Raw genomic sequence first — 12,769 nt, 5'->3', positions numbered from 1 at the left:
CGGATTATAATGCTCTTAGAACGATAATTCCGGGTTTATTCTTCACGTAATCAAGAAATGGTGAATCGACAACTTTTTTATTCGCAGCAAGTGAGGATGCATTCCTCAGCATTGGGCCATGATCTGTCATAATAAAAATCCCTGTATGTGTGACATCCAATCCGGCAAGATGGGTATATATTCCTATATAATCACCCGTTTTTAGGTTTTTAATAACGGCATCGTTGACTTTATCGCCTGGAATATATTTGATATCTCTTTTGGTAACACCCAGTCCGGGGATATATTCGCTACCATCAGCCTTTTTATTCAGGCTTTTTGTGATTTTTATGTAAGAAGAACTTATTTCATCCGTTACATCTTTGGCATTTAATTTTTCTCTGATTGACCAATCTGTAAAGAAGTGTTTTCTTTGTAAAAAGCTAATCTTTCCGTCGATATATCTTGTCTGGATGAGATTTTTTACAAAATCACTTTGGTCGTTGGATTTTCTTAGCGATTCTACATAATCAAGGAAAGTAAAACAGTCTAGCCCGTTGAAGTCTATAACTAATTTTTCAGGTTCAGTAGGGGAGCCAATAAGTTTATTTGCGGCATAAGGTGTGCCCAGTAATTGATAAGAGACGTTTTTTATTATTTCTCCGGGATTATCTTTGTTTCCCGGTTTTACTTGGTTTTCTATAATTTCATTAATTTTTTTCGAGCTATAGCTGTCAATATCGGCTTGTTTGCTATGAGCGGCACAACCTGTCAAGGTGACAGCAAGCATCAGTGGCAACATTTTTCGCATAGGAACTCCATATGGCTACTTTGAAAAATATTCAATAAAGTAACTAATTATGATGATAAATCAATATTTTTTCTTTCTTAATTGTTAATTGATTGACGGAGGGTTTAACTACACGTGACGGTTTACTGATCTTTGAAGCTATCGTAAAAAGCCAGCGTTTGTCGCTAAGGTAGCAGTGATGGTAAACAAATGTGTGATAATTTTTTGGCGGTTCGTGTGTTGTCAAAATGACAATACTTGAATGAACCAATCAGGTATTGGATAATCCGAGTTATTAATGATCGGCAAATTTTTGTTGTCTTCTGAATATTTTTGCCGAGTTCCAGTCTGGAGTAAAAATGATGAGCGATAATATCGCATTACCTTTGCAGTTTACGGATGCCGCAGCTAACAAAGTGAAAATTTTGGTTTCGGATGAAGAAAACCCAAACTTGCGTTTACGGGTTTATATCACCGGTGGTGGATGCAGTGGCTTTCAGTATGGTTTTACCTTTGATGATCAAATAAATGAAGGTGATATGACCATTGAGAAACAAGGTGTGGAGTTGGTTGTTGATCCGATGAGCCTACAATATTTGGTTGGCGGTTGTGTTGATTATACCGAAGGTTTGGAAGGTTCACGTTTTATCGTCACGAACCCTAATGCTAAGACAACTTGTGGTTGTGGTTCTTCTTTCAGTATCTGATTCCAGGCGATTTCCCGTAATGGGTCTGAATATTATGACCCATCTTCGGGAATCCTCTTGCAATCCTATTAAACGATTTTGCTTTATCAAGAATCCTTGTCATTCAATTGCTGGCATAGCTGTTCGGCTGCCAGAATGATGCGCGGTCCCGCGCGGTGAAACCAATCTTCATGTAATGTAATGACTTTGGCACGCAATTGTGGATGCCAGAAATTTTCAATTAATTTGACCTGTTCTTGTCCACCACTGATAACAATTATTTCAGGTTTCCTGATGAGTACTTGTTCACGACTGACTTGAGGCCAGGGAACAGGGCTGTTGGCAAAAATATTTCTGCCGCCACAGATAGAAAGCACTTCACTTTGCAGTGTATGTCCTGAAGCAGTGAACAGAGGATAAGTGCCGAATTGTAAAAAGGCCGGTTTGGGGGTTGTAGTGGCATATTTTTGTTGCAAATTGGCAAATCGTTGACGAAGTTCAGTCGCGGATTTTTTTGCTTGTTCTGGGTGAGGACTATATTCAGCGAGTCGTTCTAAATCCTGCGCTATCTGTTCGGTGGTGGTGGGATCGGAATAAAAGATTTTAATGCCAAAAGTAGCAAGTTGTTCCAGTGGACGTTGGGGATTACCGCCACGCCATGCCAGAATCAGCTCAGGTTTAAGGGTAATAATGCGTTCCAGATTGATGCCTTGCCAGTTAGCTACTTGCTCAAGTTTACGGGCTTGAGGGGGATAATCAGAGTAGGCGCTGGCGGCAATCAGATTGTCACCTAGCCCGGCGGCATAGGCTAATTCTGTCGTTGATGGAGATAAACTGATTACCCGTAAGGGAGCTGCATACAGAGAATAGCTGAAACTACTGAGAAACAGTAAAAGCGATAATCTAATTGAACCCGTGCTTTTTATCCATTTCATTGAAGGGTGCTCTTTAAAACATTAAATATGTCGCCCGCAAACACGCCCGAAAATATTTATCAGGGCGTGATTCTTTCAGTAATATATACCCTATGGATTTCAAGATGCATCGCGACGGCAAGGGAGCGAATCCCCGGGAGCATAGGTAACTATGTGACCGGGGTGAGTGAGTGCAGCCAACAAAGAGGCAACTTGAAAGATAACGGGTATATTATTTGTCTTTATTCAGAGTTGTCAGCATTGCGTTGACCATTAATGTAGATTGGCGAGCCGCCACGGCAAGAAATTCATCAAAGCTGATATGAGATTCTTTATCCGCCACATCAGAGATAGCACGTACCACTACAAATGGGGTGTTGTATTGATGGCAGACATGCCCTATTGCTGCGGCTTCCATTTCTACCGCCGTCACTTGTGGGAAAGTTTCCCGGATACGCGCTAGTGGTTCTGCACCGTTAATAAATGCATCACCGCTGCAAATTAGCCCACGTACTGCGTTCAGATTCAGTGAATGAATACATTTTTCTGCCAGATCAATTAGCTGGTCATCCGCCACGAAAGCTGGGGGGCATTGCGCCATCTGGCCGGGCTCATAACCAAAAGCGGTAACATCAGCATCATGATAGCGAACTTCGCGGGATACCACGATATCACCGATTTGCAGTTTCGGATCAAGGCCACCCGCTGATCCGGTGTTAATAATTACATCAGGCTGACAATGTTCAAGCAGTAAAGTTGTACCAATTGCAGCAGAAACTTTACCAATACCGGATTTTAACAGTGCAATCTCCACGCCGTTGAGTTTACCGGTATAGATTTCGCAGCCACCTCGTGACAATGTTTGGCGATCTTCAATTTGATCGCGCAATAAAGTCACTTCTTGCTCCATAGCACCTATCACGCCTACTTTCATGATGTCATACTCGCTGTTGATTAATTAATCATATAAAATCATTCCGTGTTTGAGTTTAACATCTAATACGGAACAATCAGATAATCTGTGATGTAAAACAGTGCTATCTCACAAGTCGGAGGATAAATGTCCGGGATAGACTTTAGTCAGAAGCTTAACTATCAGCGTAAATACCGTCAGTATCATGTTGATTCTAATGATGAAGAGCAGGTTATTCGCCAGTTTGAAAGTGATCGTGGGCGAATTATGAATTCAGCGGCTATTCGTCGTTTACAGCAAAAAACACAGGTTTTTCCGCTGGAAAATAATGCCGCTGTCCGCAGTCGCTTGACGCATTCATTGGAAGTGCAACAGGTTGGGCGCTATATTTCGAAAACGATTATTAATGAATTGAAAACGCGTAATTTGCTGGCCGATTACGGGTTGGATAAACGGCTATTATCATTTGAAAGTTTGATTGAAATGGCTTGTTTAATGCATGATATTGGTAATCCACCATTTGGTCATTTTGGTGAAGCGGCAATTAAAGATTGGTTTGCCAAAAAGCTCGATCTTAATTTTTCCCTGGAAAATATTAAGCGAGAAGATCGATGCGAAATCTTCGAATTGCGTTTATGTGGTGATGTGAAAAAAGATCTCTTTCGTCGCCAGTTGCGTAAAGATTTATGTCAGTTTGAAGGGAATGCTCAGGCTATCCGTATGGTGCATAGCTTATTAAAACTCAATCTGACTTATGCTCAGGTTGGTTGTATTCTAAAATATACTTGCCCTGCTTTTCGTCTTGAAGAAACACCAAATCAATTTAATTATTTGATGAAAAAGCCAGGTTTTTATTGGTCGGAGGAGCATTTTGTTCGCGAATTACGTCGTGAGCTTAAAATGGGTGAGTTCTGTCGCTTCCCACTGACTTATATTATGGAAGCAGCAGATGATATCTCTTATTGCATTGCTGATTTGGATGATGCTGTTGAAAAAAAGATTTTCAGCGTCGATACACTGATGGGATATTTGGAACAGGAGTGGCAAGAAAATGGCGGTCATCGGGCCGGGGATCTATTCGACTTAACGGTCAGAAAGGCGTACAAGGGAACTCACGGTAACGAATTACGTCGAAGCCAGCAGGATCAATTTTTTATGTATTTGCGGGTTTATATTACCGGCAAACTTGTTCCTTATACTGCTCGTCGTTTTATTGATCATCTGCCGGCTGTTTTTGAGGGCTCATTTAATCAAGCACTACTTGAAGATAAGAGCGAGGAGCATCGGTTGCTTAGGACGTTGAAAAACATTGCTTGTAAGAGAGTATTTAATCATCCAGAGATTGAAAAATTAGAGTTGCAGGGATACCGAGTCATTAATGGGTTATTAGATTTTTATTGCCCGTTATTGAAAATGCCCCGTCAGGATTTTGTGGAACTGAACCAGAACAATTTCCACAAAGATTATTTTATGGAAACTCGGCTGCTACACAAACTTTCCACCAAGCATCGTCTCGCTTATGGTGAAGCAGTAGAGAAAATTGTTGCCACTGACCAAGCTGAAAAAGACCTGCTCGAATTCTATTATCGCGCTCGTCTTATTCAGGATTACATCAGTGGCATGACAGATAATTATGCTTATGAAGAGTATCGTAAGTTTATTGTGTGTAGTTAAGATTCTCGCCGCGACTCAATATTTTTTTTGCGGCGCTAAGGACATGATCAATTTCATCTGTCAGTTCCAACAATTCAGGTTCTATATCGGTTAATTGAACGCCTTGTTGTAATTGTTGTTCAATTAATTGGCAGAGAGCTTTAAGTTGTGGCACGCCACTATAACAGCAGCTACCGTGTAGTTTATGGATCTGCTGCTGATAATCTTCCTCCGTTTCCCCTGACAAAACTTTTTCTGTGATTGTTTTAATTGTTGGCAGTAAATCTACCAACATTTGTAGCATATCTACAGCCAACTGTTCTTTTCCGGTGGCCTGTTGTAACGCTAATGACCAGTTAATATGTTGTGATTCTGTCGTCTTAACGTAGCGATCTAACACTGCTCTCAGACGATCTTCATCGAGAGGTTTGGTCAGGAAATCCTCAAATGGAGATTGATCTGTATCGCTCTTTGGTCGGCAGGTATAAGCTGTAACCGCAATGATCGGTGTACTGCGGTGTTGCGGTAGCTGGTGGATGCGGTTGGAAGTACAGATGCCATCCATACCTGGCATATGAATATCCATCAAAATAAGATCAAAATGGTGAGAGGTTGCTGACTGCAAAGCTTCTTCTCCACTGTTACATAGCACGGTTTTTTCCACGATTTCTTCTAGTAATGAACCTATTAGTTTGAGGTTAGCTGGATTATCGTCAACGGCCATGACTGTCATGGGTAAACGAGGGAGGTGGATAAGTGCTTTTTGTGGTACCTCTGAGTCGGTCAGAATGAAATCATCTTTCCCTAGCCATAAATCAAAATGGAAAACAGAACCTTTTTCTGGCTCGCTGGTAAAACTAATATTTCCGCCCATTTCTCGGATCAGTTTCCTTGTAATGACCAGACCGAGGCCGGTACCGCCATAACGGCGAGAAATACTGGCATCTGCTTGGTGAAAAGCCTGAAATAGATGAGGTTGCTGCTCAGGGCTGATACCGATGCCTGTATCACTGACAATAATCTCTAAATTGATTTTATGGTGTTGCTGTTGTAGCAGATTGATCTTTATCTCCACAGAACCTTGGTCAGTGAATTTAATCGCGTTACCGATAATATTGGTGAGTATTTGCTGGAGGCGCATAGGGTCGCCTATGACCAGTCTGGGAATTTGGGGATCAATGTGGTGAGTGAGCTGAATATTCTTACTCTTGGCGCTGAGTGTCAGTAACACCATGACCTCATCAATCATATCCTGTAAAAGAAATGGAACGTTTTCTAATACCAATTTATCCGCTTCAAGCCGCGAAAAATCCAATATGTCATTGATAATATTCAGTAGATGATTAGCGGAGCGCTCGATAATATACAGATATTCAGTTTGCTGTATTGTTAAAGGTGTTTTCAGTGTTTGGCGGGTAAAGCCAATGACGCCATTAAGTGGTGTGCGTAATTCATGAGACATATTTGCCAGAAATTCCGTTTTTATTCTGGCTGCTTCCTGTGCGCGTTTTTTCGCTATTGCCAGTTCAACGTTCTGAATTTCGAATTGCTCCATTGTTTCCCGCAGATCCGACGTGGCCTGATCAATATCATTTTGCATATCTTCTTTATAGCGGGAAAGCGATTTTGCCATTGCGTTAATGCCGTTTTTCAGCGTATCTAATTCACCAAAATATTTCCCACTGACACGGCTGTTTAACTGCCCCTGGCGAATTCTATCGACAGTACTGACGATATCGCTGATAGGTTTTGTGATCTTATGCACCAAATGGTAGGCGAACAGCGATGCCCAACCAAGGCAAATGAGTAATAGTAATATAAAAATAACGATTTCTTTATATTGCTGTAAGTGAGCTGACCGTAAATCAAGATCAATGGCGATATAACCAATCGGATGTAAAGATGGGGAGTCAGAATGCTGCTGATTCTGGGATAAATGGTGTTCTGAAATAATGGGCATACGTAAAATAATACTGTTTTTAACCTCCATTTTTGTCAAGGTGGTTGGAAGAGGCATATCTGGCGAGATCTGTAGTTGAGCTGAATTGTATTTATAGTTTGAGCTATCAAATAGCTGATTATCATCGTTAAAAATGGCAATCGCCCGAACTATCTCAGAATTTCTGCGGTGAAGCCGGGTGATCAATGAATTGACACGTTCACGGTTATGCAGGTTGATGCCAATTTCACTGGCGATGGACAGGGGTTCAATAATACTGATCCCAGATCGAACAATTTGGTTTTCCAGTTCACGATAGTGATAACAGAGAAATGAGATACTGAAAAACATGCCAACCAGTAAAATTGGAACTAGGATCAGGCTCATCATGCGGATGCGTAAGCTATATTTGGTCATAATCGTCCATTATGGGAAAATAAGAACTTAATAATTCATAGTCCGTAAGAATCATGGTGCAATTTTATTCCCCCAATCGCCGAACAGTAAATCGGCATATCATCACAGTTACTGCTGATAATCTCGATGCCCAGGGGCAGGGCGTAGCTCGCCATCAGGGTAAAACTATTTTTATCGCCGGGTTATTGCCCGGTGAACAGGCACAGGTACAACTAACGGAAGAGAAGCGACAGTTTGCAAAAGCAAAGTTGGTTAAGCGTTTATCTGACAGTCCATATCGTGTGAATCCCCGTTGTCCTCATTTTGGAGTATGTGGCGGTTGTCAGCAACAACATGTTGCACCCGATTTACAACGTGAAAGTAAAGCCAACGTTCTCGAACACCTGATCAGGCGGGAAACGGGTGTAACGGTTTCTGCTAAGCCGGTGATTCTTGGCCCTGAATATGGTTATCGGCGCCGGGCAAGGCTTGGTTTACATTATCAAATAAAACAGCGCCAACTGGTGATGGGATTTCGTCAAAATCAATCCAATGAATTAGTTGCTATAAAAGAATGCCCTGTTTTGCGGCCTGAATTGGAACAGTTATTGCGGCCATTATCTCAGTGTCTGAATAATTTGAAAGCGGTTAAACGGTTGGGGCATGTGGAATTGGTGCTGGCAGATAATGGTCCATTGATAATATTGCGCCATCTTGATCCCTTGAAATGGGAAGATAAAGAGAAACTATGCACATTTTCCGTGCAACATAATGTCGCGGTCTATCTGGCGGCGGATGAAACTTCACTTGAGTCGCTGAATGAACCGCCGGAACCCTGGTATCAGGTAGGTGGATTGAAACTGGTTTTCAGTCCAAGCGATTTTATTCAGGTTAACGATCAGGTGAATCAACAAATGGTTGCTCAGGCGATAGAGTGGCTCGATTTACAACCGAACGACAACGTGCTTGATCTGTTCTGTGGAATGGGGAATTTCACTTTACCTATTGGTCAAATAGTGCAGTCGGTGGTTGGCGTCGAAGGGGTTGCCACACTGGTAGCTAATGGGCAATATAATGCCAGATTAAATAATTTGGATAACCTATCTTTCTGCCATGAAAATTTGGAAGCTGACATACGTCATCAACCTTGGGCAAAGTTGGGGTTTAATAAAGTCCTATTAGATCCGGCGCGTGCTGGTGCGACAATAGTCATGTCACACATTGTCAAGCTGGCCCCTGAAAAAGTGGTCTACGTCTCTTGTAATCCAACAACATTGGCACGGGACAGTAAGATTCTGCTTGAGGCTGGCTATCATATTATCAGTGTGCGGATGCTGGACATGTTTCCACATACAAGCCATTTGGAGTCAATGGTGCTATTTAGCCGTTAGATCATGGCTAGATGAAAGTTATGAAGTCGTCGGGAGAGATTATGGTTGCGGTAAGAAGTGCTCATTTAACCCCTGCGGGAGAGTTTGCAGTAAACCGGTGGATCGCGAGTTTAAATATAGCGAATCTTCAAATTGGTGAGAAATTAGCCGAAACCTGGCGTTATTGTCACGAAAAAGCGCAAAATCATCCTGATTCAGAACTTCTATTATGGCGTGGCGTAGAAATGGTTGAGATTCTCTCCACGTTAAGTATGGATAACGACAGTATGCGTGCGGCGTTACTGTTCCCGTTAATGGATGCAAAATTACTCGGTGCTGAAACTGTCACCGAAGCGTTTGGCAGCACGATTACCAATCTGGTGAAAGGCGTGATGGAAATGGATGCCATTCGCCAGTTAAAAGCCACTCATCACGATTCAATCTGCTCTGTACAGGTTGATAATGTGCGCCGGATGCTACTGGCAATGGTGGAAGATTTTCGTTGTGTCATTATCAAATTGGCAGAGCGGATTGCCCATTTGCGGGAAGTTAAAGAGGCGACTGAAGATGAGCGCGTACTGGCTGCGAAAGAGTGTTCCAATATTTATGCGCCGCTTGCTAACCGTCTGGGCATTGGTCAACTTAAATGGGAACTTGAGGATTACTGCTTCCGTTATCTCCATCCTGATGAATATAAAAAAATTGCGAAATTACTGCATGAGCGGCGCATTGATCGTGAGCAGTATATTGATCACTTTGTCAATACATTACGTAAACATATGCTCAAAGAGGGCGTCACGACTGAGATATACGGGCGCCCTAAACATATCTACAGCATCTGGCGCAAAATGCAGAAAAAATCACTGGCATTTGATGAGCTGTTTGATGTTCGGGCTGTGCGGATTGTGGTTGAACGTTTACAGGATTGTTACGCGGCTCTGGGGATAGTACATACTCACTATCGTCATTTGCCGGATGAATTCGATGATTATGTTGCTAATCCGAAGCCTAATGGCTATCAATCCATTCATACCGTAGTCCTTGGGCCGGGCGGTAAGACATTGGAAATTCAGATCCGTACCCGCCAGATGCATGAAGATGCAGAATTAGGAATTGCTGCCCACTGGAAATATAAAGAAGGGGCAATAGCGGGCAATCGTGCTGGATATGAAGGGCGTATTGCATGGCTGCGTAAACTGATCGCATGGCAGGAAGAGATGGCTGATTCTGATGAGGTGCTAGATGAAGTTCGCAGCCAGGTGTTTGATGATCGGGTATATGTATTTACACCGAAAGGGGATGTTATTGATCTCCCGGCCGGTTCTACGCCACTGGATTTTGCCTACCATATTCACAGCGATGTGGGGCATCGTTGTATTGGCGCGAAAATTAGTGGTCGCATTGTGCCGTTCAGCTATCAGTTGGAAATGGGCGATCAGATTGAAATCATCACGCAGAAACACCCGAACCCAAGTCGTGATTGGTTAAATCCAAACTTGGGATATGTCACCACAAGCCGTGGTCGGGCGAAAATCCATAACTGGTTCCGCAAACAGGATCGGGATAAAAACATTATCGCGGGTCGTCAGATGCTGGATAATGAACTGGCACATCTGGATCTCAGCCTAAAAGAAGCGGAAAAGTTGCTCATTGCGCGTTATAACGTCCATACACTTGATGAAGTACTGGCGGGCATTGGGGTTGGTGATATCCGTATTAACCAGTTGGTCAATTTCTTACAAAGCAAACTTAAGAAAACCACCGCAGAGGATGCAGATCGGGAAGCGCTTCGCAATTTAGAGAGTAAATCACATCCACAGCGTAGTTCTGCTAAAGATGATGGGCGGATTGTGGTAGAAGGTGTGGGTAATTTGATGCATCACATTGCCCGTTGCTGCCAGCCCATTCCCGGCGATGAGATTGTCGGCTTTATCACTCGTGGCCGAGGGATCTCTATCCACTGGGTTGATTGTGAACAACTGGCCGAGTTGCAGGCAAATGCGCCGGAAAGGGTAGTGGATGCGGTTTGGGGAGAGAGCTATTCCAGCGGTTACTCACTGGTTGTGCGTGTTGTTGCGAATGATCGCAGTGGATTGTTGCGTGATATCACCACGATTTTGGCTAATGAGAAGGTGAACGTACTTGGGGTGAGTAGCCGTAGTGATATAAAACAGCAGATTGCTACTATTGACATGAGTATTGAGATTTATAACCTGCAAGTACTGGGGCGGATTTTGGCGAAAATCAATCAGTTACCGGATATTATTGAAGCTAAACGTCTTCATGGCAACTGACAGCAGGAAAATTTGGATAAAAAATGAAATCATTTGCTATATACCCTATGGATTTCAAGCTGCATCGCGACGGCAAGGGAGAGAATCCCCGGGAGCATAGCGAACTATGTGACTGGGGTGAGCGAGTGCAGCCAACCAAGAGGCAACTTGAAAGATGACGGGTATAGAACGGTTACTGGGGATTATGGCGCAATTGCGCCATCCTCAACAGGGATGTCCTTGGGACAAGCAACAGACATTCAAAACTATCGCGCCTTATACATTAGAAGAGACTTATGAAGTCATTGACGCCATTGAACGGGGTGATTTTTCTGATCTAAAAGAAGAATTGGGCGATCTGTTATTCCAGGTAGTGTTCTATGCTGAAATGGGCAAAGAGCAACAGTTGTTTGATTTTGATGATATCAGCAATGCAATTAGCGATAAGCTGGAACGTCGCCATCCACATATTTTTGGTCAGCAGCAGGATATCAGCGGTGATGTGGCTATCAGTGGTTGGGAAAAACATAAGGCGCAGGAAAGAGCACAAAAAGATTTGCATTCGATCCTTGATGACATTCCGGCAGGTCTGCCTGCATTGATGAAAGCGTATAAAATACAGAAACGTTGTGCTGCGGTCGGTTTTGATTGGAATACCTTGGGGCCGGTGCTGGACAAAGTTTATGAAGAGATCGACGAAGTAATGGATGAAGCTTATCAGGCGGTGGTTGATCAACAACATCTGGAAGAGGAAATTGGCGATTTGTTGTTTGCCGTTGTGAATTTATCGCGCCATCTCGGATACAAACCGGAAATTGCATTGCAAAAAGCATGCAATAAGTTTGAGAACCGATTTAGAGAAGTAGAAAAGCAGATCCTGAACCAAGGCCATACCTTGGAAGCGGCAACATTGGAAGAAATGGAACAAATATGGCAACAGGTTAAGAAACAGTAATCGGAAAGAGTAGCATGAAAGCTGGAATTTTTATTTTTTTGAGTAAAGGGATGGCAAACAGCCCAAGGGGGCTGTTATCAGCACGAAAAAAGCGGAAATGGAAAGTGGCGCTGATTCACGAAGAGATATCAAAAGAATGATGAAGAATAGAAAATTATCTCGTCGCCGTTAAACTTCAGTCATTAATGGCAGTAATCCCAGATTTAACAACTGAATTTCAACATCATTGGCTTTATCAATATCGTCCTGATTTTCACCGTCAAAAATGCCTTTTTTGGTGATGATTAATGTGCCCAATTGCTCTTTATCATTGGCAATAGGCAAGATTTCATCTGCCATTGGTAACAATGAGCGGTCTATAACGAAGGGTAAATAAATCATCCAGCCTGCACTTAACCTGTCGGGAAATACCTGATTTCGTTTCAAGGTATAGCCGTTAGTTTCCACCATAATGTAGGGAGCATTATGGCTGAGAACTAAAAAGGTAATAAAATCAATCAACCGTGAAAACTGAAACTCTTTTTCGTCAATATTGAGTCTTATTGTTATTTCAGTTTGCCCTAGTCTATCAATACGATAGTTCTCATAAAATAGGGAACAGGCAAGATCATCAACTTCACCATCCCAGATTTGTTTTCCTATAAAAGGGAAATTTTTTTTATAACTTTTTTCAAACTCTTGAGCCGCTTTCTCCGTCGGGTGTTGTTCTTCAAAAACAAGGTGTTCCAATGCTTCTTTACGAGTATGACCTGTTAAATACCAAGTTTTATGACGCCCGAAGAATAGGTCAATCCGTTGTGTTATTTTATATAAATCAGCAAGTACTACTTGGGGAGTCAAGGGTTCTTTCCAGTCAAAATATAGTTTTATTTTTAGCGATAAAATAGCCATGTATTACCTC

Annotated in this window: 13 protein-coding genes; 8 read left to right on the top strand and 5 right to left on the bottom strand. The window is 42.5% G+C overall.

What is annotated here, in order from left to right; genetic code table 11:
• Window positions 1–4 precede the first annotated feature (4 nt).
• Window positions 5–790, bottom strand: coding sequence for a DUF1460 domain-containing protein (locus tag ACGF49_RS03615; protein WP_113042275.1), 786 nt, complete (start codon window positions 788–790; stop codon window positions 5–7).
• A gap of 341 nt (window positions 791–1,131) precedes the next feature.
• Here ACGF49_RS03615 and erpA point away from each other — a divergent pair, with 341 nt between their 5' ends.
• Entirely contained in the window at window positions 1,132–1,476 is a 345-nt protein-coding gene (gene erpA, locus ACGF49_RS03610; RefSeq protein ID WP_228900730.1) for an iron-sulfur cluster insertion protein ErpA, read from the top strand.
• An 86-nt stretch (window positions 1,477–1,562) separates the two neighbouring features.
• Here erpA and btuF read toward each other — a convergent pair whose 3' ends face one another.
• Window positions 1,563–2,390: a vitamin B12 ABC transporter substrate-binding protein BtuF gene (gene btuF / locus ACGF49_RS03605; RefSeq protein WP_387489685.1), complete on the bottom strand. Its 828-nt coding sequence runs from the start codon at window positions 2,388–2,390 to the stop codon at window positions 1,563–1,565.
• Window positions 2,391–2,417: 27 nt separating this feature from the next.
• On the opposite strand from btuF, the gene ACGF49_RS03600 reads away from it, so the two are divergent.
• On the top strand, window positions 2,418–2,639 hold the full coding sequence (locus tag ACGF49_RS03600) for a hypothetical protein (protein ID WP_158536556.1): 222 nt from the start codon (window positions 2,418–2,420) through the stop codon (window positions 2,637–2,639).
• Here the strand turns inward: ACGF49_RS03600 and mtnN are convergent.
• Entirely contained in the window at window positions 2,602–3,303 is a 702-nt protein-coding gene (mtnN, locus tag ACGF49_RS03595) for a 5'-methylthioadenosine/S-adenosylhomocysteine nucleosidase (protein ID WP_228900707.1), read from the bottom strand. The two genes, ACGF49_RS03600 and mtnN, sit on opposite strands and share 38 nt — an antisense overlap.
• Window positions 3,304–3,429: 126 nt before the next feature.
• Here mtnN and dgt point away from each other — a divergent pair, with 126 nt between their 5' ends.
• Window positions 3,430–4,956, top strand: a complete 1,527-nt coding sequence (gene dgt, locus ACGF49_RS03590) for a dGTPase (RefSeq protein WP_113042272.1) — start codon at window positions 3,430–3,432, stop codon at window positions 4,954–4,956.
• Here dgt and ACGF49_RS03585 read toward each other — a convergent pair.
• Entirely contained in the window at window positions 4,940–7,291 is a 2,352-nt protein-coding gene (locus ACGF49_RS03585; RefSeq protein WP_113042271.1) for an ATP-binding protein, read from the bottom strand. The genes dgt and ACGF49_RS03585 overlap by 17 nt on opposite strands.
• A gap of 53 nt (window positions 7,292–7,344) precedes the next feature.
• Between ACGF49_RS03585 and rlmD the strand changes: the two genes are divergently transcribed.
• Genes rlmD through ACGF49_RS03560 form a run of 5 tightly spaced genes read left to right on the top strand, consistent with a single transcriptional unit; the run spans window position 7,345 to window position 12,008 of the window.
• A complete protein-coding gene (rlmD, locus tag ACGF49_RS03580) occupies window positions 7,345–8,661 on the top strand; it encodes a 23S rRNA (uracil(1939)-C(5))-methyltransferase RlmD (RefSeq protein WP_387489679.1) in 1,317 nt (438 codons plus the stop codon).
• 41 nt (window positions 8,662–8,702) lie between these two features.
• Entirely contained in the window at window positions 8,703–10,934 is a 2,232-nt protein-coding gene (gene relA / locus ACGF49_RS03575) for a GTP diphosphokinase (RefSeq protein WP_113042269.1), read from the top strand.
• 33 nt (window positions 10,935–10,967) lie between these two features.
• Window positions 10,968–11,213 (top strand): hypothetical protein, encoded by a 246-nt coding sequence (locus ACGF49_RS03570; protein ID WP_228900718.1) that lies wholly within the window; start codon window positions 10,968–10,970, stop codon window positions 11,211–11,213.
• Window positions 11,119–11,868: a nucleoside triphosphate pyrophosphohydrolase gene (mazG, locus tag ACGF49_RS03565; protein WP_228900732.1), complete on the top strand. Its 750-nt coding sequence runs from the start codon at window positions 11,119–11,121 to the stop codon at window positions 11,866–11,868. The genes ACGF49_RS03570 and mazG overlap by 95 nt, the downstream gene beginning before the upstream one ends.
• 14 nt (window positions 11,869–11,882) lie before the next feature.
• Window positions 11,883–12,008, top strand: coding sequence for a hypothetical protein (locus tag ACGF49_RS03560; protein ID WP_262405144.1), 126 nt, complete (start codon window positions 11,883–11,885; stop codon window positions 12,006–12,008).
• Window positions 12,009–12,036: 28 nt separating this feature from the next.
• Here ACGF49_RS03560 and ACGF49_RS03555 read toward each other — a convergent pair whose 3' ends face one another.
• The gene (locus ACGF49_RS03555) at window positions 12,037–12,759 is read right to left on the bottom strand and encodes an immunity 52 family protein (protein WP_262977734.1); all 723 of its coding nucleotides are present in this window, start codon (window positions 12,757–12,759) and stop codon (window positions 12,037–12,039) included.
• Between the last annotated feature and the right edge of the window lie 10 nt (window positions 12,760–12,769).

Origin of the sequence: Photorhabdus sp. RM96S (assembly GCF_042879335.1) — a bacterium.
Classification (GTDB): domain Bacteria; phylum Pseudomonadota; class Gammaproteobacteria; order Enterobacterales; family Enterobacteriaceae; genus Photorhabdus; species Photorhabdus kayaii.
Note: the sequence above shows the minus strand (reverse complement) of the source record. Positions and strands in the feature narration are given on the sequence as shown.

Excerpts from the sequence above, each read along its gene's own strand:
- mazG (WP_228900732.1), top strand. The coding sequence starts at position 11,119 with ATGGCGCAATTGCGCCATCCTCAACAGGGATGTCCTTGGGACAAGCAA.
- ACGF49_RS03560 (WP_262405144.1), top strand. The coding sequence starts at position 11,883 with ATGAAAGCTGGAATTTTTATTTTTTTGAGTAAAGGGATGGCAAACAGC.
- ACGF49_RS03555 (WP_262977734.1), bottom strand. The coding sequence starts at position 12,759 with ATGGCTATTTTATCGCTAAAAATAAAACTATATTTTGACTGGAAAGAA.
- ACGF49_RS03615 (WP_113042275.1), bottom strand. The coding sequence starts at position 790 with ATGCGAAAAATGTTGCCACTGATGCTTGCTGTCACCTTGACAGGTTGT.
- btuF (WP_387489685.1), bottom strand. The coding sequence starts at position 2,390 with ATGAAATGGATAAAAAGCACGGGTTCAATTAGATTATCGCTTTTACTG.
- ACGF49_RS03585 (WP_113042271.1), bottom strand. The coding sequence starts at position 7,291 with ATGACCAAATATAGCTTACGCATCCGCATGATGAGCCTGATCCTAGTT.
- ACGF49_RS03600 (WP_158536556.1), top strand. The coding sequence starts at position 2,418 with ATGTCGCCCGCAAACACGCCCGAAAATATTTATCAGGGCGTGATTCTT.
- mtnN (WP_228900707.1), bottom strand. The coding sequence starts at position 3,303 with ATGAAAGTAGGCGTGATAGGTGCTATGGAGCAAGAAGTGACTTTATTG.
- erpA (WP_228900730.1), top strand. The coding sequence starts at position 1,132 with ATGAGCGATAATATCGCATTACCTTTGCAGTTTACGGATGCCGCAGCT.
- dgt (WP_113042272.1), top strand. The coding sequence starts at position 3,430 with ATGTCCGGGATAGACTTTAGTCAGAAGCTTAACTATCAGCGTAAATAC.
- relA (WP_113042269.1), top strand. The coding sequence starts at position 8,703 with ATGGTTGCGGTAAGAAGTGCTCATTTAACCCCTGCGGGAGAGTTTGCA.
- rlmD (WP_387489679.1), top strand. The coding sequence starts at position 7,345 with ATGGTGCAATTTTATTCCCCCAATCGCCGAACAGTAAATCGGCATATC.